Below are 24,517 nucleotides of genomic sequence, written 5' to 3' on the forward strand. Positions count from 1 at the left end.
TGTCGGTCAGTTTGAGCTCAATTGTGGCCGACCGGCCCGTTGCAGAATCAAGCGACACCAAAAATGTGTCACTCATCGTCCGGTAATAGCGATACTCGAAGATTAACATCCACTTCATCTACAAACGAGAGAACGTGCATGACTAACTGGAAGTGGATCAATCACATCAACTTCCACATGCGAAACGTATCTTCGAGACACCTGAGCGGAATCATCGGCGAGCACCAAGCTTCCTGGGGCAGCCCTAGATCCTGAAGCAAATCCGGTAGCGCCAGCAACAACCGGGCATCCGCCTGTAACCGATCGAACAACCATTCCGGATCTGCCCTATGCGCGAAGCGAGCACATACAGACCCCCAATCGACCGAACCTAATCGTTCAATATTTGTTGACCACCGAGTGATCCGCACAACACCCTCGATATCCATCACCATGGGCGCAAGATCGTAGATGGGTGCAAAGCTCACTCGCTCCTTGCCCCGGAGGATCGAGAGATTTCCACCATGGTTGTCAGTGTTCCCGACGATCTGATTGATTAAATCCCGTCGCAAGTATTCGCTAACCATGTCCGGTATTTCAGATTCTTGGCCAGCCGCAATCCATGTTTCCGCTAGCCGATCCACGACATCGAAATGACTCAAACAACTACCTCGATGCCTGACGCCACCTAATGAATACATTGACTCGACTGCGATGCGCTCCACATCCCCAGGAGAGACCTTCCGATCGAATCTTTGCATCCAAATGCTAGGCATCTTCGTTGCTTCGTGGGCCAGACCATCGGCGGCGATCGTGTCGACCCCTAACTTGCCCAGCGCGCGGTAATAGCAGTATTCGGAATGCAGGATGTCTCGGTCTAGTCTGGTTGCGGTGTTACGCGGGAATTTAACAAACCAATGCCGGCACACCTCCGCGTCGCTTAGCACCCCGTCGGGATAAAGCTGCCCCGAAGCATCTTCGACCAACAGCATTTTTGGAGCTTCACCGCCGGCCCCGAGAGCGCCGGTTATTGCCATCCCGTTCTCCTTGGCATGGTCGAGAAAACCCATGCCTTTTTGGACAACCTCCTCTCGGCTAGCCCCATTAGGCACTTTGCCTGCGGAATACAGCGTTTCTGCCGCGCTCTTTATGCGCAGGTGTCCAATGGGAGCAGCAGCAAATTGCTGCAACAGAAAGAAATCAATCGACATCCCTGGCGGTACTACCGATCTCGACAAGATGTGCCGACGTGCAGCACCAGCCGGGATGACATCGTGCAAAAAAGCTGGGGCAGTCTCACGCCGAATATCCCATTCCAGTGGGATAGTCGCACTGACGGCAGGCGCTTTTACCGTATCCAGTAGAATGTACTGATCCACAAGGTATTCGGGCACATAGTTGATGTTGCAGCGACTTCGTAGACTATCTCCAGGGGAATCGAAGCTGACCACCATTGCGTCGTGCCAATGGCCACCCGCGTGAATTTGAAGAGTGATGGATTCCATACATTTCGGCAAATTGCCGAAGCCTCACTTTGCCTTGATAAATCTGAGTCCGAAGAGCTTCTGGGATGTTGTCCGAGCACCTGGACAGCGGGGAATAATTTCTTTATCAGCGTCGCTGAATCACTCCAATCGCGAGCGAAGCACTCCGTCCAAACATAAAGCTATTCCCAATCTCGCCACTACCTGACGGGCCGCGACAAATTTTCATGCAGCGCTGAGATCGCAGGCACACTCACGTGCTTTCTTGCACCACGGCCAGCCAGGATGTACAGCTTGTCTTTGCTTTCAAAAAAGCAGCCATGAAAGTCTTTTTGATAGCCAGTTATCAGACCATCGCCAGTTGGGACGAGGGTATCGCTGTCGAACACAGCGTGGTTGATGAAAAGGACAGTGGGCTGAAGTCCCTGCTTCCTCACTTCACGCTCCTGGGCCTCGGCGAGCAGGAGATCGAGCAGCATCCAATTCCGAACAATGCAAAATGGCCGCCCCTCGAACTCCTCACGCGCCATTTGAATGAGCTCACCATCTTCAAGCTGAGAGCCACCGAGCATCTGGGCGGGGCCGTACAGCACATCTTCAATCAAATCTGCTTGCACACTGTTGCCTTGTTTTCTAAGACTTTCAAAGCGACACGGTTCCAGACATATGGGAGCCGTGCATCGTGGATTTGGGTTACCTGGGATGCCGATTGCAAAGCCTGTTGTTCGCTAGTGGATCATATTGATCTCAGGCATGGCGCCGTTTTCATGCCACCAGTGGCAAATCACATATCGACTACCGTTGTATGTCTCGAATAGCTGATACCCCTGCAGCTCAACCACTCGTTCTATCTGGGAAGTCCGGATTGTTTTGCCATCCGAAAACCGCCCACGTGCTTCAGAAAAAACCACTCCGATCATGCAGGGAGGCTGAAATTCGGCGCAGCACAGGTAGCCTGTCACTTGGACGCCGAAATCAATTTTCTTGGCGTCCAAAACGCATGTTGGGAGCCCCATACCTTCTTTCCTAAGCCTCTGTTATCGACCACGAGCAACCCACAAAGCACCTCAATGAACTCGGTCGAAGCGATCTAAGGCACCGTTCTCAAACAGCCAGTGAGCGACGACAAAAACCCCACCATCGATAGTCGTAAAAACGTCGTAGCCTGCACGCTGACTTCGATCTACAACGGGTAGCGCATGTAAGGGTAAACCTTCTGGGTACTTTTGCGCCGGGTCACAGAACAGAAGACCTGTAATTTTTGGAGGGCGCTCCAGAGCGCACAAAAGGTACCCGACAACGTCTGGATCAGCGACGGCCACCCGCGCTCTCCTAATGACCGTTGGATACCTGTGAAACCTGAAGTCGGACAATTTTGCTCCGTACGTTTTGATCCAGTACATCCTGCCCCTCCTCCATCACCGATCAGATCTCTATCGTGAAATCCGAGATGAAGCCTGTTTCTTCTTGGGGATAACCACGCGGATTTGAGATGAGCCGGCATCCGCCTAACTCCGTATCCACGGCACGATGTGTATGTCCAAAAATCCAAACGTCCACCATCGGCAAAAGTGCATTCCACCGATTTGTATAGGCCGCACTCAAATGGCCGTCATGCTTATCACCTGCGACTTCTGGAACCGGACAATGGTGCGTCACCACGACGGTTTTCCCTACAAACGGTTTGGCGAGCTCGGCGACCAAAAAATCAAAAGCTTCATGGTTTCGCGCAATCACATCTGCGGGGCGTAGGCGGCGAAAACTTTCTTCCGCTCTGATCACCTGGAAGTCATTCATCCACAGGGCGCAGGTCACCATGGCTTCCACGGCGTCTCCGGTGGAGGAGAAATCCGTCCAGGACGTTGCGACCAAAAACCGCGTTTGGTTGCAAATCCAAACCTGATTTTCCAAAACGTGCACGTGCGGTGCAGCTGACTCTCGCATTTTGCGAAGCGTGTGGTCGAAGTGGCCTTTGTAAAACTCGTGGTTGCCGGCGCAATAAATGACGGGTTGGCTGAACACCTCGTTTGCCCAACTGACGCCTCTCGCCTGGATGTCGATGTCGCCAGCCAGAACAACGATGTCTGCGTCTGTTGTAGCCGGGGTGAACGGAGCGAATTCGTTGTGCAGGTCTGAGTAAATCTGAATTTTCATGTCAAGCGACTAGTCCCGATTTGACTGTATATTGAATACAGCTCTGCGGCATTGCGTGCGACCTATGCCCCCCGCGTATGTGGCAAGACAACTAGCTGCTTGCGGGATGCTACTGATTTGGCACATGAGCAGTTCTGAAAAAATGGGCGGGCTCTCAGCCAAAATCCCACACCGGAAGTATATTACATGGATTGGGATTGTTCGGCGTGGCTTTATCCTTGAATTTGAGGATTTGTAATGCCATTGAGAGATCCGCTCGCCGCTGTCATCCGCTTGGTCAGATCTGCGCGCGGGCTCGCGAGAGAAGATTTCCTTGGTCTTGTTGATGCCAGACACGTCTATAACGTAGAGAACGGCAAAAGCAGCATCACACTGGATACCCTCGAAACACTCGCGTCCGGGCTAGACATTGACCCCATCACTCTTCTCGTCATCGCGGCAAGCTATGAAAAGCAGCTTTCACCCGAGGACTTTCTCAAACAGCTTGGGAAGGAAGCAAAGACACTCCTGGAGTTGGGAGTCGTCGATGGGTTACCTGGCCAGTTTGATAAGGGTGCTCTGATACCGGGTATCGCCGGTCGACGTACCTCTGAAGAACAGATAGAAGCGGTGCTTCGCTGCAAGGCGGATGGCATGACTCAAAAACAAGCATCCGACACGTTGGGCATTTCAACGTCGACGGTGGGACGGATCTGGAAACGGGAAAGCTGATAGACGATCCGAAACTCGTCCTGAAATTTCTTGCTTTGCCCTGCTGAATGATGGTTTCGTCGATCTCTAATTGCCCCCTTAATTTCCTTAAAATCACTCATACCATTGATGGAAGCTCATCAATAATCATCGCAGTCCATTGAAAGCACCATGCGAGGGGGCGATCGCCAGACGAGGCGTTTGTAGAAAAGGTGCGGGCAATCTACGAGTACCTGGGCGTGCTCAACCCTATGCTGCGCGACAATTTTTTCAACACGCCCAATGATCATTGAGAGGCACTGGAAGTAGCCGACTGGTGGGATCTGCCTTTTATCGAATCTAAAACATGGCAAGACACTGAATCAGACCTTCGTCGAGCTCTACAGGCGCGAGGCGGCGATCTCAGTACAGCCGAGGCTGAAGCTGAAATCGAAGCTCCCAAGACCGCTTTTCACAGCGTCAACCCAAGGGGTACTAAGTACATGCTGCGCAGCCTGGATGGCGGCAGCTGAGATCGACTTTCCATGTGGGGAACGTTCACGCCCCTAGAAGACGCAATCGAGTGTTGCGAGAATGGCCCAGCCTGGCGCCGAGCCCGCGCACCTCAAAGCTGAATGAGTTAGGCCCTGCCGTCCACACAATCTAACAATCGTACTGGAGGGCGAATTGAGGTGATGATTGGTGTTCAACGCTCCTGACGCCCCAAGCCGGCACCATGCCAGGGCGCCACAAAGCCCGTACAGAGCCAGTTCCAGACTAGAACCGTTGGAAATCCCCGTCGCCTGGTCAAAGAGTGCAAGCCTTTCGCGCTATCTCCCGTGGCACTTCTTGAACTTCACCCCAGACCCACATGGACACGGCTCATTGCGGCCTACGGCCCTCATCATGGGCCTAACCGATAGGCGCCTACTTTCACGGATTATGTGGCCGATATAGGCAGTTTGGTGCTCAATCTCTTTCCGCTGGTGCTCCTCTAATCCTTCATGGTAAGGCTGCAAACGTTCCATTTCAGAGACCGCACCCCGATGGTCACCTGATAACGCCAGTATTACTGCATACTGGCTCCTGACCTGAACCATCCTGCCGATTAGGCCAGCCTGTGCAACGACCGGCAGGACATGCTGCTCCATGACTTCTTTGGCACCGACGAAGTCTTCAGCCCCTACAAACTCATCCGCCAAGTCTTGACCAACCCGCACAATGGACTCGTATCCCTCTACCATTCCATAAAATTTCATGGCATGGATGCGCTGAATACGCGCGTCCAACCCCTGAGCGTCTAGGGCATTGGCATACACCTCCAAGGCATCGGCAAGGTGCTTGATGTGCTCATGGACTTGTGGAGGTTGCTTGATCACCTTCCATAGCACATCGGAGTTCTTGCCCATGACCTCCCTCTGCGTCAGACCCAAAATCTCAAAGTACTCATTAACTACTTTCTTGCACAACGCTTCGGCTTGCTTGTGGCGCTTCAACTTCCACAGAGCGACCGCGTGGTTGTAGTCAAATACCCTTTGGTAATCAGCGTCAGGGATTTTTGGCGTGGCGTACGCCACTCCCTGCCTCACCTCGTCCTCACGACCTTGATCTGAGGCAAACAGTATTTTTCGCATCGCCCATGCGACCTGCTCGCGGAACTCGAATCCGTGTTCGCTGAGAAGCTGCTCCATCGCGAGCAAGGGATCAGCCACCTCATCGAAGCGTCCTTCTCGCATGGTGGAAAACACAAGCCCATCAAGCGCCCAGAAAGCCTGGTGGGGGTTCAGATCACCAGACTCAAGCGCGTGCTTCAAGTTTGAGGTGATATCCACTGATATACCCATCTCGTAGAACAGTTCTTCGCCAGCCAGACCAATGAGCGTCATTACGTCGTTGAGCCTAATGAACACCCGAGTCAGAAGTGAAAACCGCGAGGTGTCACGGTTTTTTTCCAGGCCTTGGATCAGCAATTCCTTCAACGTCAGCAAGGCGGTAGTGACCACGGACTCACCCATGAGCTCCAGATGACGAAAACCTAGAGCACGGACGGCATCATGGACTTTGAGTGTTTTGGCTCCAAACACCTCAACTGTCCCTGTGGCCTGGATTTTCTTGATTGCCGCAGCTGCGCCACCTAGTGACAGCTTGAGGGTCGCTTGGAGCAGGCGAACTACTTCTTCTTGCGTTAACCCGGTGTCGGCCAAGCTGACGACTGCTAAGGCATTCTGCGTGACTGCATCATAACCGTCGTAAACACGCGCCAGGATAATCTCCTGAGCGGTCTCAGCGACGTTTGCCTGCTGGGCAAGGTCAACGCAGAGCGTTCCAATGTTTCCATCGTATTCAGCTTGGGCAACCGCAATGGCACTGTCGACGTACAGCGGGAGACCACCAGAATAGGCCCGGAGCAGTTCGAGTGCCTGAGGACTGCCGTAAGCGCCCGCGCTATTGGCAACCTGAGCAACCGTATCGAGATCCCAGCCCTGCAAAGTCTCACGACGTAACGCCATGACGGCTTCGAGTTCACGTACATTTTCATGAGGCTGGCAAAGAAGAATGAAGCGGATGTGCCGAGTCGCGTTCAAGAGATCGCGGATGTTCGCTGCAGGTACACGATGGGCGTTGTCTACAACAACAACCAGAGGCGCCTCAGCCTGCTCCAAGAACCTGTCGAACGAACGAATCGCCTCGTAACCACTCGCCCCTGGCAACAGTATCTTCCGAATACCATCTGGGGCTCGCTTCATGTATTTGGAGGCGAGCTCCCGCACAATCGAGCTTGCGAGAGCGGGCCCTGGTAGGTCACCTACATCGTAATAAGCGCATGATTCAGGACTGTGCAGAGCAGCATGAGCAGCCCAGGTGGTCTTACCAGCACCGGACAACCCACAGATTATGCGCACTCGCTCCGCTGAAGAGAGCTCAGGCTCATTCTGTTGCGGCCTGTAAGAGGGAGGCGGAGTTGGAAAGTCCTGCAGTTGCACAATCAACTGCTCAAAGAGGGCCGGCAACTCTGAGGTGTGGAAAACATGCCGAGCGTTTCCGTCCCCAGCAGCACACGCGAGCATCACTAGGCCCGCCATCTTCCAGGTCAGGGAGGAAGGCGATAGGAGCGAAAAATTCAGCTTTTCAGCCTCTGCCGTACACCACTGAGCAGCCTCCTCCAGAGATGCCCAGGCAGGAGGAAGGCAATCTGGGCGCGACGCGTTTGAACCAGGGGAAAGGTAGAGCAAGTCAGCAGGTGTCTTCTGCTCGTCAACCTCAGACCGGAGGGTGTCCCCTAACACTTGGTTCGCGACGAAGACGAATTGGGCTACACCAGGCCGCCGCCCTGCCTCATGCTCCTGCTTGATGAGCGCGAAGCGCTCCAGCGCCCCAGAAACGTCAACCGGCATAATGGGTTTCGAGCGCGTTTTTACCTGGACGTACACCTGGCCAGCTTCAGTGTTGAGTTCCACATCCTCGTCCCGCTCGACCAGCACTTCACGTACGCCGGAAGATTGCGCCAGGAGTAGGCAGCCCACAGCATACAAATGCTGATAAAGAAAGCCCTTGTGAACAGACTCAATGCGCTTAAGCTGTGCCGGGTCTAGTACGTCGTCGTGAGGGGCCTGGTCATTCGGTTGCATGGCAATTCCATTTGGCATGGGGTAGAGAAGCTCTGAGCAAGATGCATTGACTAGGCGACGGCGGGCGCTACAGCCATTGCTGGTGACCGATAGAGGCAGGCGAAGCCGGCCACTTCTCTAACCAAATCACCACTAAAGCGCCTCAAGCGACAGCAGCAGCTTTCTGATTTCAGAAAATTTGTCTGACCCCAGGATGTCGTAGTCCCCAACACTGCTAAGTCTATATACATCGCGGGCCTTTTTGACCCGATCAAGAAGCGGAAGAATCTGACTCGATGCCAGCTCCAGAAAATCGTTGATGTCAGCCCTCGACCGGGGAATTTTGTAGCCCTTAGGGGCGCTGGCGATAATCACTTCAGCATCACGTAATTTCGCGATCCCACTGGATCTGATCTTCTGTTCGGAAAGCCCTTGGAAGCCCCTTTCAGCAAGATGCTTGGCGATGTCCCCGGTAGAGACGTATTCATCGCCGACGAATTCGCTTCTGAAGCGCAGGTAGTCCAGGATGCAGAGCTGAAGGCGCTCGTCCTCGTCGGGATGCTTGCCCACCTTGGTGAGGAATTTATCCGCCTGCTTCAGCGCCTGCTGATGAACACGATGGTCTGCATACGCTGATTCATCCATGGGGGGAGGAATCAGCGACTGGTAGCGCGGCGGCCATTCCAGGAGGCCTATCGTGCGGTGGCGCAAGATGTTCTTGTATACCTCAACGACCTCGCCGCTGGCCTTCCCCTCGTAGATATGGGCGACTGTGCCGGCGAAGAAGTCTGCAACCTGGATCAAAACATCGTCCTTGCTGCTTTTAGTCGTGAATGCCGAGTCACGAAAGAGATCGCCCGAGTATCGCTCAGCAACATACTTCCTCAGGCTGGTCTGGAACTCCGGGCCACCATGCTCATCGACGGTCAGGTGCAGATCCGGGCAATGGTCGAACAGGCGCGAATACAAGAGATTATTCACGTGCTTGATGAAGGATTTTTTGAATTGCAGGCCACCGTCTTGATAGACCCGGCTTTTATCGACGACGGTGAAATATAGCTTGAGCGGCAGCTCGGCAAGATCCACCAAAATCCTTTTGCGGCGATCCGCGTCCTTAGATTTAAGCCTGCTGGACTTGATCTCCCCAGATTGGAAGTGCGTGGATCTCACCCCGCCAGCAAGCTCGTAAGCCCGAGGCAGATCCTTCTCGGTAATGATAATCGAGCACACCACGAAAAAACCTGAGCTACCCGATTTGGAGGTATCCAAGTCGTGATTGCCCGACTCATCGACAAATGCGAACGTCCTTCCCACGCAGCTACTCCGTAATCCCAAGCGCATAGCGCGCCTATGGCATGTCACCTAGCCGCCAAATGGTGCCTGGAAAGCTAACCCGCCAAGTCCAATACCTGTCACGTTGATAGCTTTATGCCACAATATCGACAGCTACGCGAGAGCCGGTACTGGGCATGACTATCCACGGTTTGATGGCCATGCATCCTGTTGCAGCCCTGTACCAAAGAGTGGTCGAGACGTAGAGTGCCGAAGCTGAAGGATCAGGGAGTTGAAGGTTGAGATGACGCATAGAGTTTTGGATTGGCGCAATCGACGCGCATGGTTACAACACATCCGGTCATACGCAAAACCGCTGCTGCTGACGCCGAAACTAGTAGCGGTACTGGAGCGGCGCAGGCCACAGTGCTGGTCGGACGTCATGGAATGGCTCCCGGATCACCATGACCTGGTGCCTGAATTCTGCGACCGGATGTCCTCGTACTACACACATTTCAAAGCCTTTCATGGCTGCCGCCCAGAGTCGCTTTCGAGCTACTACGACCATGGGCTTCGGGGACAAAACGCCGACTCGATCATCAAGAAATTTCGACAGCTTTTTGCAGATCTCCCGCCGGCCAGCCTCGACCGGGCCATTGAGAAGATGCAGCACCGTGAGTCAAGTGAACGGGGCAAGACTTGGCTGTCCGGGGATGACCGCCAGATGGTTAGGGACTTCGGTCACTACATTATCAACGGCAGCGAGTACCTCTTGGCACTGGCGGCGAAGCTGAGCGGAGGACATTATGAGGAGGACTACAGGCTCCGGTTGCGGACAATTGGCATTCCGACCGTACTGGAGGTCGACATTCCCATCGAGCTCATTCCACCTGCGCAGAAGCTGGAAGTAGCGAAAATGATACTGTCGGAATGGGGGCAGCTTCGGACAAAACGCCCTTTGGGGATATCCTCGTCACCGTGCTACGTAGTGCGCTCAGACATTCCTGCAGAGTGCATCAAAGCGCATTACCATCCGGCAAGGATTCGGGACTTCCATCACTGCATCCCTACCTACATCAACAAGACGGTGCGATGTGATCACTGCCCACCAGCCTCCGAGCTTGCTTAGGCCCGAGCCTCAATCCGCGCACAGATCTTGGCCCCGGCGTTCTAGGCAGACATTCAGAGCCTACTTGCCTGAGTAGGCCTGGTCGTGAAGGAAGACGATAGCCGACGCCGTCATGTTCATCGCATACCTGGCAACATGCTCAGGCACTACCTTCGCGTTTTCTCCTGCGCCATGGGCTGAGCTCAGCTTGTTGCGAAGCGTGCCCACAACCATCAGCGGTGTCTCCCAAAAGCCCTCCATCTGCGTCTGGGCCATGATGGTTCTCAAAAGCTTTGCAGTGCTATCGCCCTCGCTGTAACCGAAACGCTTCTGGCCGCAGATCACTTTCATGACGCTCTCATAACTGGCGTTGCACTTGGTGACACAGTCACCGAATTTCCGATGCCTGTAGTCTTCAAGCGCGGCCATGAACTCGGTGTTGGCATAGCGAAATGCGGGTTGCCGGAGCAACTGAAGTGCCGGCTCAATTGCCGTTTCATGGATCACCTGACTGTCCTTGGTGATCACCTTCGATTCTTCAAGAAGCCTTATTCTCTGGCTACTGCGAAAATCGTCGCTCTGCCAAGGCTCCCATACCTGTTTGGTGACAAAGTAAGGCAGGTCATCAATGCTCAAGAACTCGTTCAGTCGAGTCACGACGTCCTCTTGCCGCCCGCCCAGGCACATGTGTGCATCTGCCTGCAGGATGTACTCAACTGCGTCCAGAAAGTGGGCATCACTACACGTGGTTAGGAACTGCAGCGTATCGTCCTGAGGAGACATGCCCTGACGCTGGCTCAAAGAGACACGACCCACCAAGTAGGTCAGCTTTCCATGAAGATGTTCAAGAGCCAGAAGAAGGTTCCCGTCGCCAGCGTCGCGCAGCAGCATGAGCGTCCGTTGCCTGAATCCTGGGGTCAGTGGTTTTCTGGCTGCTGCCTGGTTTTCCTTCCTGCGGGAAAAAACGTTGAAAATATTCCCTATCACATCATCTTCCTGCTGCAAGTTAACTGAGGATCGTACTGCTCGCCCGGCAACCGTTCCTATCAAACAGCTAGGTCTATCAGGAAATGTTCAAAGGGTGCAGAACCATCTACCGACCGTCTCTACGCGATCGACCTAAACCCCGGCCACCTAGCACCTAGCTACGGCGTTCACTTGACGATTAGCGTCTCTTCACCAGTATTAGTGTCACGAGACCACTTAATGTCGCAAGGGTCATCATTTCCGACTTCGCGGAATAACGAAATCACCTCATCAATACTGATGAAGTACAAGTGTTTGTCTTTGTCGAGATCGGAGCTGAAAAATGCTCCGTACAGCCCACCATCCTCGGACTGACAGGGCGCGAAGACGAAGCTATGAATGATCCGCCCGCAAACAAACAACACGTCTCGCACCTCGTGGCCACCCTTGGATAGGTCATAGAGCTCCTCAAGCCGGTGGTTGTTACGCCAAGTCACGCGCTTCAGATTTGAGTGCTTGCGAAGGGGAATAGAAAGGCTGCGGGTCTTGTCTGTGATCTTGGCTGGGGCCTCTAGGAGCTTCCTGACGGAGTAGAAGCCAATAAAGATGTCGCGCTCCACTTGGGCAACTTCTTCGTCGGACAGATCATTGGAGGCCTTAAAGTGCGCAAGACGATCTGCCATTTCCAACAGCGGTTGCTTCCAGTACCAGCTCTCCCAGATCATCTTGTGCGTCCTTTAAGTCACTTCGATTTCTTGATCAAATAGCTGCTGACCGAGGCGCACAGGCCAACTACGAGCTCTGCGTCTTCGAAAGACGGCTCACGCCCTTCCTGGATGTGCCGTCCGAACTCCGAGGCGTACGCCCAGGTTTTGATAACAGCCTGATCCAATGGAGCTGGAATCAGCGTTCGGGAATCATTCATGATCTTCCCGAGGGTCGCTTGTTGGTCACCAGTGACCTGCCGAGCGACACACTCCAGCGAAGCCATGGCATGCTGTATCGCCCCCGTCGGGTCTGGAGACGGTCGGCGTGAGAGATCAGCAATCGCCTGGTGCAATTCCTTGTTGGCCGTGACGTGCCCATGTTGATGCTCAGTTTCTTTCGCCGAGGTCAAAACCTGCTCAAAGGATTCAGAGCCACGCATTTCGATGCGGCCACCCAGCAGCTTCCAGCCTATGCCGTGCTCGATGAAGAACTCGTTCAGCTCAGTAGTGAAGTGCTCGTAGACGTCGCCGTCGTAATTGCGATTGCCGAAGTAGTCATCGAGCCGTTCAATGACGTCATACACCTTGAACCACTTGCATTGCTCAAGCAGCTGGACGTTCTCGTCATGGATATTGGGCCTCTCGCTCCAGTTCTGCTTGTCGGGCAAGACCTTCAATGTCTGGCAGACTATTTGGCGCAGGTCTGATGGCTTGAGACCACATTCGTAGCACAATTGAATCAGATACTCCTGCAGCGCTTGCGGTGCGTCTTCCCGGACAGTGATTTCGGCTTCATCGACCTGCGAGAAACCGTGACGCCTTGAAAATGAGTCCTTCATCCTTACCCTCCGCCTCACCTGGTCCACGGGCAAATCGCCATAGCGATCTGGCTCGATAATGCCTGACATTCCGGGCTTGGGATAGGTAACGGGAATCGACGCTTGACTTGGCCTGAAGACTGCGCCGTCACCCGCAGCGGTCGATTTAAGCCACGACCGTTGAGGAGTGGCCTCAGGTCTTGCGCGAGCTACAAGTGAAGCGTCAGGGATATCCGTGAAATGATAGGAGCCCTGTACGAACTCCAGATCTCCAAGAGTAACCCACCTCCCATGCAGACGAGGCGCAGCGAGACTGTCGTCAGTGCGGTCACCATAAACGATGACCGCCATTATTGCCTGATTTCGATATTTATTGCCGGCACTGGACTGTGGCCCTATCCTTCGTTTTGGGAGTTGTCAGCATGCAGAACGAGACAGCCGCAATCGTCCGAGCCCTGCGCGATTTGCGAGGGTCTGCTCAGGAAGAGCTCGCCGAGATCAGCTCCCAAGCCAATTTTTCGCGACTGGAGCGAGGGAAAACGCAGGCATCTTTGGCCAAGCTGAGCAAATCGCAATCACTCTAGATTTCAACCTAGTCGCTCTTGTCGCTCTATGCCAATCCCTTCAGGATGGGTCATCACCTACCGAAGTCATGGCGAAGGCCTCAAAGGATTTGGAGGGGTTCATTGCTGAGGGAGGTTTGCAGGGCTTGGAGCAGCACTGGGAATCCGGTGAAAGACTGATCAAGCGCACCCGTGGCAAACCTACAAATCTTGACAAGATCCGAGCAGTGCTGGAATTGAAGGCCGGCGGCATGACCAAAGCTCAGGTTGGTGGGGAGCTGAATTTGCCTGAGGCGACCGTTCGAAGGTACTGGGTCAAGGATCTGCTTGGCTGACCTCTTCTCTAACCTCAAAAGGCTCCAACCTCGAACCAGTCGAAAACCACTTATTACCCAGGACGCACAACATGACAAGGACAGACTCCAAGCAATGAACATATATATAGATGAATCAGGGCTATTTCGCGAACAAACAGACCCCAAAAAAATAAATAAAGCATGGTGCACAGTCGGAGCCGTCACCGTACCGCACCACGCCGAAAAAAAGGTTAGAAACGCTCTTCTGGATCTAAAAAAATGTTTAAACGTAAAACCTGAAGAAGAAATCGAAAAAATACCAAGCCTCGAATCTTCATATTTTATCGAGTTCATCGAAAAACTCAAAAACGCCAACTGCACTGCACATGCAATGACGACAAATGGCTCTTTGCTTAACGACCAGCAGACAGGGCAGCATAAAGCAGAACAGATACAGGCCAGAAAAAACTACATAACGCGTATAAAAGACCAACGCAGCAAAGAAGACATTGCACTCTTGGAAGGCGAATTAAACAACATTTCAAGCCTTATCGAGCAATCAAGCGCCCAAGAGTACAACCAAATAATACTTCAGTCAGCATTAATCTCGTTCATGCTTGACAAAACACTGACCTACTACGCCAACACTGACCCTCGCGAACTATCCAGACTTACTTGGATATACGATAGAAAAACTGACATAAAGAAAAAGGGCCCTGCTGTATTTGAGGAGCTTTTTTTTAAAACGATGCCCGCTTCCGTTGAAGTCAGCTTCATAAAGGAACCCAGAGGAATACCTTACATAAAAAACGGCTACAACTATTTCTTAAAAAATTACGGCGACAATCTCAGCTCACCCGGCATACCCAGCGACGAACTACAAAAAAGAAAAGAACTTTACGGAGCAGATTATTCAAAAGTTTCCAGCTCATCGATCGGTTTTGACTTCAACAAGCTACTAAATAAAAGCTCCGGTTTTCACGACTCCAAAAAAACACCAGGAATACAGGTTGCTGACCTAGTAATTTCTAGCATTAACCGACTTCTGCGAGGAAACGTAGGAGACAACGCAAAAGTAGCGAAAATCCTAGGTGGGCTTCTATTAAATTCACCTAGGCTAGACCTGCCCTCAGTCCCCCAACTAAATTTCTATGAATCAACAGCAACCAAGCCAGAGCTAAGCTACGAAAGTCTGGAATTACTTAACAGCGCAACAAAGCAAATTTACACGCAACGCTTCAGAGAAGGATTCACCAAAAATATCGGTCAATTCATCGCTGAAAATATAAAGCACTAAGATTCATACATTCCCAAAAGGACGAATCATACAACGATCGCTAGTTGCCGCCATAATTGGGCGAGGCACACAGCCGCGCTCATGAGCCACAAAGAAGCTCGTATACTGAAAGCCTCAACGCAAACGTCGCGCCGAGGCTGTTCAGGCGTTAAAACGGTATGTCCCCATCGAGCCCAAGCTGGTCGGTCTCAGGCTTAGCAGCAATCGGCACGGTAGTTGGTGCCACTACGGCAATGCTGGCTGGGAGTGGAGCTGGCCCAGAAACGACTATGGGTAGCTCAGCAGCACCTGCATCACTAGCGACAATCGCCTCATCTCCCCCAGTCTCAGCCTCAATCTGCGCCTGATGCTCTGCAGGCTCATCCGGATCTAGATCGACATAAGCATCGCCCATCATCATTTTGTAGTGCGCATCATGCTTAGCAGCCTTGAATATTTTGAAGAAAATCTTCAGATAGCTCGCAGCCATCGTGTCGCTGATAGCCACATAGAGCTCATCCGGAGCGTAATGAGAGCCGTCATTCACCCAGCTAATCAACGACTGGCATTGAGTTTTTTCGATCCCTTCAAACTGATCGACCAAATGGTACGTATCGACACCACCCAATATCTTGAAATAGTTTTCCAAAATCCGACGCATCGAGTTCTGCAAAGTAAGCACTGGCAACGGTACTCTCTTCAACTCCGCCCAGAGCAACTGGTAAGAGGTTCTGATGGGATTGCTTTGGTGAAACTCAATCAAGGAATGCTCATTGGGCTTACGGACTATCCAGAACGTCTCATCACCGAGAGATCGATCTGACTTACGACGCTGATCGTATGTAACTTCCTTGTGGAAATGTATATTATGGGTAAGAACCACAACTTGCTTAATATGGCAACCAATCTTCCTGACTTCAGCGAATAGCTCTTTGATTAAACTACTCACTATAAACAGCACATCACTATCAAGGCTCGAAACAGGGTCATCAATGACTACAATTCGATCACTGGTGATACCCGAGGTCGTAACACTCCCTCTCAACAGGTGGTAGAAATAGAGGAATGTTACGAAGGTCTTCTCGCCCTCACTCAGAGTTTGCTTTGCATCTTTCCCATCTGCTCGGATCAGCCTATACGAATTACCCACACAGGCAGGATCGAGTGAAAAGCCTCGAAAGCCGAAATCCCTGAGAATCTTATTGATGGCAGTCACTGTCGGCTTCACACTTGTGAGCTCGGTTTCAATCTTGTCAATTTCGACATCTACAGTACCAATGCTACTCGAAGCCCTATCTCGACTCGATGCAATTCCGGCAACGGCCTTCTGTAATACTACTTTCTCAGAGGCATAGTCAGCCAAAGTATTTTTGAGCTCGACATCTAAAATATACCTCCACACTTCGTCAGTGAGCTTGCTCTGCTCAGCAGTAAAACTAGCAACAAGGCGGTTGTGCTCGATGATTTTCGCGTTCGCGGCGCTGATAATACTGTCAACACTAGCATGGATATCTGCGACCCCTTCAAGATCGACCTCAGTGCTTGGACTAACCAATTTGTTGTCCATTCGCCCTTTATTAACGAGAATGACAGCTTCCAACGCCTGAATTTCTGGGCTAAGCTTTTCCCTATCCAACTCAGCACAATCCAAAGCCAGCAGAGCACGCGCCTGGATCAATAGGTCTTCTGCAGCCTGGTAATAATTGTTACGCAGAGCGGATACTGCTTTTGCATCAGCCTCAAAGGTCTCATCAAAGTATTCGGCAAGTTCTCTTTCGAAGTCGTGAGGTAGATCCTGCTGACAGAACGGACACTGTTCGTGCGTATGCCCCAAGAACTTCATACCTTGCCTGACCCAGTCGCTATTGCCCAACCGCTGAATGATGCCTGATATGCTTACGTCATCTTTACCTATAACTTTCTTGGAGAGAACTGGACTTGTCTCGAAGGCGATCAGTCGCGATAAATCCAAAATCGAAACAGGCGCTATTTTCGAAGGTTGATCGCCGTATAGAACTGCCGCTCTAGCTTGGAGATCAGCCAATTCCACCAAGACGGACTTATTACTCGTATGTTCCTGCAGAACCCTTTCCTTGAACGCTTCTTTGTTATTCCTTAGACCAGTGAATGCGCCTTTAAAATGCTCATCATGCTTTACCTTCTGCTCCCAGCATCGGCCCACCAGCTTTGTTTCCAAAGAGGCCAGTTCAGCATTTTTTCCGGGCATTCCATCTTCGCCATCCAGAGAAATTATTGATTTGGCCTTCAGCTGCTCGTGACGCTTTCTTTCATCCTTGAGGTCTTTGAGTCGATCAAGCTGATCCTTCTCGGCCTTGCCTAGTGTAAATACCCCCTGAAACTCTTTGGAATCTATGAAGTTGGCGGCAATGAAGTCGTTGTTGTAGATCATTGCTGGTACTGGCGTATTTCTGAGCCAAGTGATGCTGGAGTCTGCTGAGATGCCAGGCTTTTCGATGAGCCGACTGATTGTGGTCTTGCCAGCCCCATTCGCCCCATAAATGAAGTTGATCGGTTTGAGGTTGATAACTTCTGCCTTGGCGGCGCTGTAGGTGGCGATGTTGGAGAGACTAATCGACTCGATCATGGCGGGGCATCCCTGCGCGCAGCGGCGCTTGGTTGGCCGCTGCTCAGTCAATTCTGAAGGGTCTAGGCAATGGAGCGTCTGCCTAACCGTAATGCGATCGCGTGATAGCGATTAGCCGCACAAGCGTAGACGGCGTGGCAATTTATGCAAAAAGCTGCGCGACGCAGGATACCGCCGGACGTGATCTGCTTTGCGTGCATTTGGGGGCGGGGATGATGGGAGCTGGAGAAAATGTAAACCATGACACGTAAATTCAGCTCACGGTTTACATAATTTCTCGTAAAGAAGCGTCCTAGGTAATGATACCGGCCTGGAGCCCAGTGCTACCGGGACTTGATGGCGAGAATGCTTACGTTTACAAATCTCCACCAAAAGCGGAGGAAGAAAACGGATCTGGTGGCCATCAGTGTTCAGCTCTCAACGGGGTCAATCGTTCAAAAGCGGCGATGTTAACACGCTTGCAAGGGTGTTTCAGTCAGACCGTGTCGCCTGCAATCGCCAGCAGGCTGGCCCACAGTGAACCTAGGTACATCCGAAAGCGATTGGTCGGCTATAAGGCCGCCATCGCTGGCAAGTCGAATCGTCGCACCGCTGCTCCCACAGGCTATGAAGGTGCATCAGTGATGCTGAGTGTCACCTGCCGCTGTGTCGATGCTGACCACCACCGACATTCCCGGCCGCAACCGTTCAATCTCCTGCTGATCCGGATCAATCGTAATCCGCACCGGCACCCGCTGAGCAATCTTCACAAAGTTGCCAGTGGCATTATCCGCCTGCAACAAGGCAAATTCCGAACCGGTGCCCGGCGAAATATGCTGCACCCGCCCAGTGAATTTGCGGTGGTTCAAGCCATCGACGGTGAAGCGCACCGGTTGCCCGACCCGCACGTTATCCATCTGGGTTTCTTTCATATTGGCGATCACCCATTTCTGGTCCGGCACCAACGCCATCAACTGCGCGCCGGAGTTGACGTAGGCACCGAGGCGCACGCCGATCTGCCCAAGCTGACCGTCACGCGGCGCGATGATCCGCGTATTCGACAAATCAATCCGCGCCAGTTGCACCGCCGCCTCGGCACTGGCCACCGCAGCTTCCAGAGAACCACGATTGACGATCACCGTTTGCAGATCCTGGCGGGCGATTTCCAGATTGGCCTTGGCCTGCGCCACCGACGCGGCAGTCTGCGCACTGGCCGCGAGAGTCACGTCAAACTCGCGCTTCGACACCGAACCGTCGCTGACCAACTCTTTGTTACGGCGCAGATCCGCATCACTTTTGCGCGCCTGCGCTTCGCTGTCGGCCAATACTGCCTGACGCAACTTGATGGTCGCCTCGGCGCTGTTACGCTGCTGCACCACATTCGCCAGCGCGGCTTTCTGCACCGCCAGTTGCGCCAGCGCCTGGTCGAGGCGCTGCTGATAGATGCGGTCGTCCAGGCGCACCAGTAAATCCCCGGCCTTCACAAACTGGAAATCCTGCACCGGCACTTCATAAACATAGCCGGCGAGTTGCGGGCCGATGACCGTGACCTGCCCGCGCACCAAGGCGTTTTCGGTGGTCTCGACCGCGCTGCTGAACGGTGGCAATTGCCACGCGTAAAGCACGATCAACACACCGACGATGGCAATCGCGGCAAAACCCAACGACGAGATGATCCGCACCCGCAGCGAGCGCGGTTCAGTATTCGGCGAGGACGGCGGCGCTACGCCTTCGGGGGTGGCGGCAATCGCATTGGTGGTCGTGGTAGTCGGTTCGGTCATGAAGAAATGACACCGCTGGAAGGTACGGAAGAAGGTGTCGCGGCGACGGCTTTGGTGGTGCTCATCAGCCACAGCGCACGGATGGAAATCCAGATCATGGTCAGCACCGCAATCACCGCGATCAGCATGAAGACATCGTTATAGGCCAGCACGTTGGCTTCGCGAGCGGCTGCATTGGAGAGGCTGCGAATGCCCGCCAGATTGCGCAGGCCCGGGTCGGCCAGCAACGAGCCATAGGCCGAGCCGCCGCTCTGCACCCGCGCCGCCACCAATGGATCGGACAACGTCAGATGCTCAACGAGGTGGCTGGAATGAAATTTCTCGCGCACGATCTGGAACGTCCCCAGCAGCGCCGCACCCAGCAAGCCGCCGAGGTTATTACAAATCCCGAACAACACGGAAAAACTCACCAGATTGCGCGGATTGGTCAATACGTTGCGCGTGCCCAAAACCATGGTCGGGCCGAGGAAAAACGTGCTGCCGAACGCCAACATAAACTGACTGAAATACAGGTTTTGCGGGCGCGTCAGGTTGTTCGAATAACTGTCCATCACCGAACCGGTGGCCATCAGCGCCAGCGAAATGATCAGCGGCAGGAGCAAGTGTTTCGGGTCGATGGTCAGCGCACTGGTCAACAGCCCGGCGACGCTGCCGATCAGCATCACCACGTACAGACTGTGCAGCTGCTGACTGCTCATATTGAGGTATTGCATGAAGCCGACGGCGCCGGTGGATTGCTCCGAGGTGACCATCCGGATCAGCACCACCGCCAGCGCCAGCCGAATCATCGTGCCGCTGCCGAGCCAGCGGGTCATCAGCATCGGGTTGCTGCGGTTATGTTCGATCGCCAGTCCGGCAAAAATCAGCGCGATGGAGCCGGCCAGCGCAACGCCAATCCAGCGTGCTTCCAGCCACCAGTCGATACGCCCCAGCGACAGCACCGCGCAGAGCAAAGCCACGCCGCTGGCGAGAATCGCGAAGGTCAGGAAGTCGAGTTTTTCAAAGGTCTTGAAGCGATCGCCCGGCGGCAGTTTCAGCAGAAACACGCAGCCCAGCGAGATCAGCGCCATGCCCAGCTCGAACAGGTACAAGCCACGCCATTCGGCAATCTGCAACAAGTCCTCAGAAAACAGCCGCGCCATAGGCAACGCCAACTGCGAAGCACCCAGCCCGAGCACCAGCGCCTTCATCCGCCACTTCGCCGGGAACGCTTGCACCATGTAATACAGGCCCAGCGAACTCAGCGCCGCCCCGACCATGCCGTGCGCCGCCCGCACCGCGATGGCCGAACTCAGGTCGTTGACGAACAAATGGCCGAAGGTCACCAGCGCATACAGCACCAGAAACACCTCGGTGAACGCGCGCAAGCCGAACTGCTGACGAAACTTCACCAGCAACAGGTTCATCGACACATTGGTCATCACGTACGCCGCCGGCAGCCAGGCCATTTCGGCAGTGGTCGCCCCCAGCGCGCCTTGCAGGTAGATCAGATTAGCGACCACCAGCGAATTACCGAGGCCACCGGTCAATGCCACCAGCAATCCAACGAGCGCATAGGCGATGCGCTTGGGGTTGGAGTGCAACGGCGTCGAGGGGGAACCGGGCAAGCTGGGCCGCTCGTGGGGCTGCCAGTTGCGCGGGGCGTATTGATCCATTGCCAAGCCTTGTACGAAAGATGGCTGAAGTTTGCCGCAATTTCACCGGCAACACACATCTGCGTAGGCAACAACAGCTCCCGCCGGGTTCTGTGTTGGACCGAGATTTTTCCGATTCAAGTCATCGTATAACTTCCAGTTGACATTCGCGGAAAACCCCGCAAATATCCGCCTCAATGTTGTACGACGACGTATGACAAAAATAAAAATAACAATCGAAAAAGGGAGCGTCACAGTGAGCACACTCGTCTGTAATTCCGTCCGCCCTTCCCGTTCCAGCCTCGCCAACCGTTGCACCTTGAGCCTGATCAGCTGTGGCAGCCTCGCCCTCACCCTGCCGATGAACGCCGAAGCCGAAGGTTTTCTCGAAGACAGCAAAGCCACGCTGAACCTGCGCAACGCCTACTTCAACCGCAACTTCACCAACCCGGACAACGCTCAGGGCAAGGCTGAAGAGTGGACACAAAACTTCATCCTCGACGCCAAATCCGGCTTCACCCAGGGCACCGTCGGCTTCGGCCTGGACCTGCTCGGCATGTACTCGCAGAAGCTCGATGGCGGCAAGGGCACTGGCGGCACTCAGCTGTTGCCGATCCATGATGACGGACGCCCGGCGGACAACTTCGGCCGGCTCGGCGTAGCGCTGAAAGCCAAGGTCTCGAAGACCGAACTGAAGGTCGGCGAATGGATGCCGGTGCTGCCGATCCTGCGCTCCGACGACGGCCGCTCCCTGCCGCAGACCTTTCGCGGCGGTCAGATCACCTCCACCGAGGTCAATGGCCTGAGCCTCTACGGCGGCCAGTTTCGTGGCAACAGCCCGCGCAACGACGCGAGCATGGAAGACATGTCAATGAACGGCCGCGGTGCGTTCACATCCGATCGCTTCAACTTCGGCGGCGGCGAATACAGCTTCAACGAAAAACGCACCATGGTCGGCGTGTGGTACGCCGAACTCAGCGATATCTATCAGCAGCAGTACTTCAACTTCAGCCACAGCCAGCCGCTCGGCGACTGGACACTGGGCGCCAATCTCGGCTTCTTTACCGGCAAGGAAGACGGCAGCGCCCAGGCCGGCGACCTCGACAATAAAACCGCGTTCGCCATGCTCTCGGCGAAATACGGCGGCAACACTTTCTACGTCGGCCTGCAGAAACTCAGCGGCGAAGATGCCTGGATGCGCGTCAACGGCACCAGCGGTGGCACCTTGGCCAACGACAGTTACAACGCCAGTTACGACAACGCCAAAGAGCGCTCGTGGCAAATACGGCACGACTACAACTTCGTCGCCCTCGGCATCCCCGGCCTGACCATGATGAACCGCTACATCAGCGGCGATAACGTGCATACCGCCGCCACCAGCGATGGCAAGGAATGGGGCCGTGAGTCAGAGCTGGCCTACACCGTGCAGAGCGGCGCGCTGAAAAATCTCAACGTCAAATGGCGCAACGCGAGCATTCGCCGCGACTTCAGCACCAACGAGTTTGATGAGAACCGGATCTTTATCAGCTATCCGATTTCGTTGTTGTAACTCATTGAAAGGCGTGTTCGATCACAGACCTGTGGCGAGGGAGCTTGCTCCCGCTGGGTGGCGAAGCCGCCCCTGCTTTTTTATAGAAAAGCCACGACTGCTACGCAGCCGAGCGGGACGGTGCGGCGATCCGACAAGCTCCCTCGCCACGGGAAAATATTCAGCCGAAGGCACGGGAATGCCCCTTCCGTCATTTACACCAAAAGTCGCGTTGACAAGATCCGGAAACCCTACCGATACTTCGACACAGTCATACGACAACCTACAACAAATCCAAAACAACAAGTTCAGGGATTGCCATGACGACCACCCCCACAGATCGAACGCCCTTCAACCGCCTGCTGCTGACCGGTGCCGCTGGCGGTCTGGGCAAAGTCCTGCGCGAACGCCTGCGCCGTTACGCCAATGTTTTGCGTCTGTCGGACATCGCCGCCCTCGCCCCCTCTGTTGATGAGCGCGAAGAAATCGTCGTCTGCGATCTGGCCGACAAAAACGCCGTGCACCAATTGGTCGAAGGCGTGGACGCGATCCTGCACTTTGGCGGCGTCTCGGTGGAGCGGCCGTTCGAAGAGATCCTCGGCGCCAACATCTGCGGCGTGTTCCACATCTACGAAGCGGCGCGTCGCCATGGCGTGAAGCGCGTGATTTTCGCCAGCTCTAACCACGTCATCGGCTTTTATAAGCAGGACGAACAGCTCGACGCCAGCTCCGCGCGCCGGCCGGACGGCTATTACGGTTTGTCCAAGTCCTACGGCGAAGACATGGCCAGTTTCTACTTCGATCGCTACGGCATCGAGACCGTGAGCATCCGCATCGGCTCGTCATTCCCGGAGCCGCAAAACCGCCGAATGATGCACACCTGGCTCAGTTTCGACGACCTCACTCAGCTACTCGAAAAATCGTTGTACACCCCGAATGTCGGCCACACCGTGGTCTACGGCATGTCGGATAACAAGGACGTGTGGTGGGACAACCGCTTCGCCAGCCACCTCGGTTTCGAGGCTCGCGACAGCTCCGAAGTGTTTCGCGAAAAGGTCGAAGCGCAGCCGATGCCGGCCGTCGATGACCCGGCGCGAATCTATCAGGGCGGCGCTTTCGTCGCGGCCGGGCCGTTCGGCGACTGACGCGCTCACTGGTGACTTGATCCCCTCCAATAAGAACCAAGGGAATGAGTATGCAAGCTGAATTGATCGTCGACGCACGCAACGCCGTCGGTGAAAGCCCGGTCTGGGTGCCCGAGGAAAACGCTCTGTACTGGGTCGACATTCCCAACGGCGGTCTGCAACGCTGGAGCGCCGAGACTGGCCACGTCCACGCCTGGAAAGCCCCGGAAATGCTCGCCTGCATCGCCCGTCACAAACGTGGCGGCTGGGTCGCCGGGATGGAGAGCGGTTTCTTTCATCTGCAACCGAATAACGATGGCAGCCTCGATAGCGAGCGTCTGGCCCGGGTCGAGCATGCGCGCGATGATATGCGCCTCAATGACGGACGCTGCGACCGTCAGGGCCGGTTCTGGGCCGGGAGCATGGTGCTGAACATGGGCCTCAATGCGCCCGAAGGTCGGCTGTATCGCTACGGCGCCGGACTCGATGTGATCGAAGCGCAACTCGATGGTTTTATCGTGCCCAATGGCCTCGGCTTCAGCCCCGATGGCCGAACCATGTACCTGTCGGATTCACACCCCAATGTGCAACTGATCTGGGCGTTCGATTACGACACGGCAACTGGCACGCCTTCGAATCGCCGGGTGTTCGTCGACATGAATCATTTCCTCGGCCGCCCGGATGGCGCCGCCGTGGATGCCGAAGGTTGCTACTGGATCTGCGCCAACGACGCAGGTCTCGTCCACCGTTTCACCCCCGATGGGCGCCTCGATTACTCGCTGCCGGTCCCCGTCAGGAAGCCGACCATGTGCGCCTTCGGCGGCAGCCAGATGGACACCCTGTTCGTCGCCTCGATCCGCCCCGGCGATGACCATGATCCGCAATCGCTGGCCGGCGGCGTGTTCGCCTTGAGCCCCGGCGTCAAAGGCTTGCCGGAGCCGACTTTCAACGATTCGCTGTAACCGC

The 24,517-nt window shown here is 54.4% G+C and carries 18 protein-coding genes; 7 read left to right on the forward strand and 11 right to left on the reverse strand.

The features are described from left to right. Positions 1-161 precede the first annotated feature (161 nt). The 3 genes from ACP7EE_RS21305 to ACP7EE_RS21315 form a co-directional block, all read right to left on the reverse strand. Positions 162-1,484, reverse strand: coding sequence for a type II toxin-antitoxin system HipA family toxin (locus ACP7EE_RS21305; RefSeq protein WP_426236540.1), 1,323 nt, complete (start codon positions 1,482-1,484; stop codon positions 162-164). A gap of 179 nt (positions 1,485-1,663) precedes the next feature. Beyond that, positions 1,664-2,080: a DUF6957 family protein gene (locus ACP7EE_RS21310; protein ID WP_426236542.1), complete on the reverse strand. Its 417-nt coding sequence runs from the start codon at positions 2,078-2,080 to the stop codon at positions 1,664-1,666. A gap of 808 nt (positions 2,081-2,888) precedes the next feature. After that, complete coding sequence (locus ACP7EE_RS21315; RefSeq protein ID WP_426236544.1) at positions 2,889-3,617, reverse strand: metallophosphoesterase family protein; 729 nt, start codon at positions 3,615-3,617, stop codon at positions 2,889-2,891. A 237-nt stretch (positions 3,618-3,854) separates the two neighbouring features. Here ACP7EE_RS21315 and ACP7EE_RS21320 point away from each other — a divergent pair, with 237 nt between their 5' ends. Further along, positions 3,855-4,328 carry a helix-turn-helix domain-containing protein gene (locus ACP7EE_RS21320; protein WP_426236546.1) on the forward strand — a complete coding sequence of 158 codons (474 nt, stop codon included), beginning with the start codon at positions 3,855-3,857 and terminating at the stop codon, positions 4,326-4,328. A gap of 788 nt (positions 4,329-5,116) precedes the next feature. On the opposite strand, the gene ACP7EE_RS21325 is transcribed toward ACP7EE_RS21320, so the two are convergent. Further along, positions 5,117-7,915: an SEC-C metal-binding domain-containing protein gene (locus tag ACP7EE_RS21325; RefSeq protein ID WP_426236548.1), complete on the reverse strand. Its 2,799-nt coding sequence runs from the start codon at positions 7,913-7,915 to the stop codon at positions 5,117-5,119. Between the two features lie 132 nt (positions 7,916-8,047). Then, the gene (locus ACP7EE_RS21330; RefSeq protein WP_426236550.1) at positions 8,048-9,208 is read right to left on the reverse strand and encodes a DUF3800 domain-containing protein; all 1,161 of its coding nucleotides are present in this window, start codon (positions 9,206-9,208) and stop codon (positions 8,048-8,050) included. Between the two features lie 250 nt (positions 9,209-9,458). On the opposite strand from ACP7EE_RS21330, the gene ACP7EE_RS21335 reads away from it, so the two are divergent. Further along, positions 9,459-10,295, forward strand: a complete 837-nt coding sequence (locus tag ACP7EE_RS21335) for a hypothetical protein (protein ID WP_426236552.1) — start codon at positions 9,459-9,461, stop codon at positions 10,293-10,295. A gap of 60 nt (positions 10,296-10,355) precedes the next feature. Here ACP7EE_RS21335 and ACP7EE_RS21340 read toward each other — a convergent pair whose 3' ends face one another. From ACP7EE_RS21340 to ACP7EE_RS21350, 3 genes are all read right to left on the reverse strand, one after another. Then, on the reverse strand, positions 10,356-11,279 hold the full coding sequence (locus ACP7EE_RS21340; protein WP_426236554.1) for an abortive infection family protein: 924 nt from the start codon (positions 11,277-11,279) through the stop codon (positions 10,356-10,358). Positions 11,280-11,428: 149 nt separating this feature from the next. Beyond that, on the reverse strand, positions 11,429-11,965 hold the full coding sequence (locus ACP7EE_RS21345; protein ID WP_395598892.1) for a hypothetical protein: 537 nt from the start codon (positions 11,963-11,965) through the stop codon (positions 11,429-11,431). Between the two features lie 17 nt (positions 11,966-11,982). After that, on the reverse strand, positions 11,983-12,786 hold the full coding sequence (locus ACP7EE_RS21350) for an AbiJ-NTD4 domain-containing protein (protein WP_426236556.1): 804 nt from the start codon (positions 12,784-12,786) through the stop codon (positions 11,983-11,985). Between the two features lie 631 nt (positions 12,787-13,417). Between ACP7EE_RS21350 and ACP7EE_RS21355 the strand changes: the two genes are divergently transcribed. Further along, positions 13,418-13,663 (forward strand): hypothetical protein, encoded by a 246-nt coding sequence (locus tag ACP7EE_RS21355; RefSeq protein ID WP_426236558.1) that lies wholly within the window; start codon positions 13,418-13,420, stop codon positions 13,661-13,663. Beyond that, positions 13,656-14,921: a DUF3800 domain-containing protein gene (locus tag ACP7EE_RS21360; RefSeq protein ID WP_426236560.1), complete on the forward strand. Its 1,266-nt coding sequence runs from the start codon at positions 13,656-13,658 to the stop codon at positions 14,919-14,921. The genes ACP7EE_RS21355 and ACP7EE_RS21360 overlap by 8 nt, the downstream gene beginning before the upstream one ends. 148 nt (positions 14,922-15,069) lie before the next feature. Here the strand turns inward: ACP7EE_RS21360 and ACP7EE_RS21365 are convergent, their stop codons facing one another. The 3 genes from ACP7EE_RS21365 to ACP7EE_RS21375 form a co-directional block, all read right to left on the reverse strand. Continuing rightward, a complete protein-coding gene (locus ACP7EE_RS21365; protein WP_426236562.1) occupies positions 15,070-17,505 on the reverse strand; it encodes an AAA family ATPase in 2,436 nt (811 codons plus the stop codon). A 617-nt stretch (positions 17,506-18,122) separates the two neighbouring features. Next, a complete protein-coding gene (locus tag ACP7EE_RS21370; protein WP_426236564.1) occupies positions 18,123-19,265 on the reverse strand; it encodes an HlyD family secretion protein in 1,143 nt (380 codons plus the stop codon). Beyond that, on the reverse strand, positions 19,262-20,920 hold the full coding sequence (locus tag ACP7EE_RS21375; protein ID WP_426236566.1) for an MFS transporter: 1,659 nt from the start codon (positions 20,918-20,920) through the stop codon (positions 19,262-19,264). Before ACP7EE_RS21375 ends, ACP7EE_RS21370 begins: the two co-directional genes overlap by 4 nt. Positions 20,921-21,155: 235 nt before the next feature. Between ACP7EE_RS21375 and ACP7EE_RS21380 the strand changes: the two genes are divergently transcribed. The 3 genes from ACP7EE_RS21380 to ACP7EE_RS21390 all read left to right on the forward strand — a co-directional run bounded on the left by ACP7EE_RS21380 (position 21,156) and on the right by ACP7EE_RS21390 (position 24,513). Continuing rightward, a complete protein-coding gene (locus ACP7EE_RS21380; protein ID WP_426236568.1) occupies positions 21,156-22,448 on the forward strand; it encodes an OprD family porin in 1,293 nt (430 codons plus the stop codon). Positions 22,449-22,747: 299 nt separating this feature from the next. Continuing rightward, a complete protein-coding gene (locus tag ACP7EE_RS21385; RefSeq protein ID WP_426236571.1) occupies positions 22,748-23,572 on the forward strand; it encodes an NAD-dependent epimerase/dehydratase family protein in 825 nt (274 codons plus the stop codon). A gap of 50 nt (positions 23,573-23,622) precedes the next feature. Continuing rightward, positions 23,623-24,513, forward strand: a complete 891-nt coding sequence (locus tag ACP7EE_RS21390; RefSeq protein WP_426236615.1) for an SMP-30/gluconolactonase/LRE family protein — start codon at positions 23,623-23,625, stop codon at positions 24,511-24,513. Positions 24,514-24,517: the final 4 nt, after the last annotated feature.

It is taken from the genome of Pseudomonas sp. TWP3-2 (assembly GCF_049897765.1).
Lineage (GTDB): Bacteria > Pseudomonadota > Gammaproteobacteria > Pseudomonadales > Pseudomonadaceae > Aquipseudomonas.

Excerpts from the sequence above, each read along its gene's own strand:
- ACP7EE_RS21305 (WP_426236540.1), bottom strand. The coding sequence starts at position 1,484 with ATGGAATCCATCACTCTTCAAATTCACGCGGGTGGCCATTGGCACGAC.
- ACP7EE_RS21315 (WP_426236544.1), bottom strand. The coding sequence starts at position 3,617 with ATGAAAATTCAGATTTACTCAGACCTGCACAACGAATTCGCTCCGTTC.
- ACP7EE_RS21320 (WP_426236546.1), top strand. The coding sequence starts at position 3,855 with ATGCCATTGAGAGATCCGCTCGCCGCTGTCATCCGCTTGGTCAGATCT.
- ACP7EE_RS21325 (WP_426236548.1), bottom strand. The coding sequence starts at position 7,915 with ATGCAACCGAATGACCAGGCCCCTCACGACGACGTACTAGACCCGGCA.
- ACP7EE_RS21345 (WP_395598892.1), bottom strand. The coding sequence starts at position 11,965 with ATGATCTGGGAGAGCTGGTACTGGAAGCAACCGCTGTTGGAAATGGCA.
- ACP7EE_RS21350 (WP_426236556.1), bottom strand. The coding sequence starts at position 12,786 with ATGAAGGACTCATTTTCAAGGCGTCACGGTTTCTCGCAGGTCGATGAA.
- ACP7EE_RS21355 (WP_426236558.1), top strand. The coding sequence starts at position 13,418 with ATGGCGAAGGCCTCAAAGGATTTGGAGGGGTTCATTGCTGAGGGAGGT.
- ACP7EE_RS21365 (WP_426236562.1), bottom strand. The coding sequence starts at position 17,505 with ATGATCGAGTCGATTAGTCTCTCCAACATCGCCACCTACAGCGCCGCC.
- ACP7EE_RS21370 (WP_426236564.1), bottom strand. The coding sequence starts at position 19,265 with ATGACCGAACCGACTACCACGACCACCAATGCGATTGCCGCCACCCCC.
- ACP7EE_RS21375 (WP_426236566.1), bottom strand. The coding sequence starts at position 20,920 with ATGGATCAATACGCCCCGCGCAACTGGCAGCCCCACGAGCGGCCCAGC.
- ACP7EE_RS21385 (WP_426236571.1), top strand. The coding sequence starts at position 22,748 with ATGACGACCACCCCCACAGATCGAACGCCCTTCAACCGCCTGCTGCTG.
- ACP7EE_RS21390 (WP_426236615.1), top strand. The coding sequence starts at position 23,623 with ATGCAAGCTGAATTGATCGTCGACGCACGCAACGCCGTCGGTGAAAGC.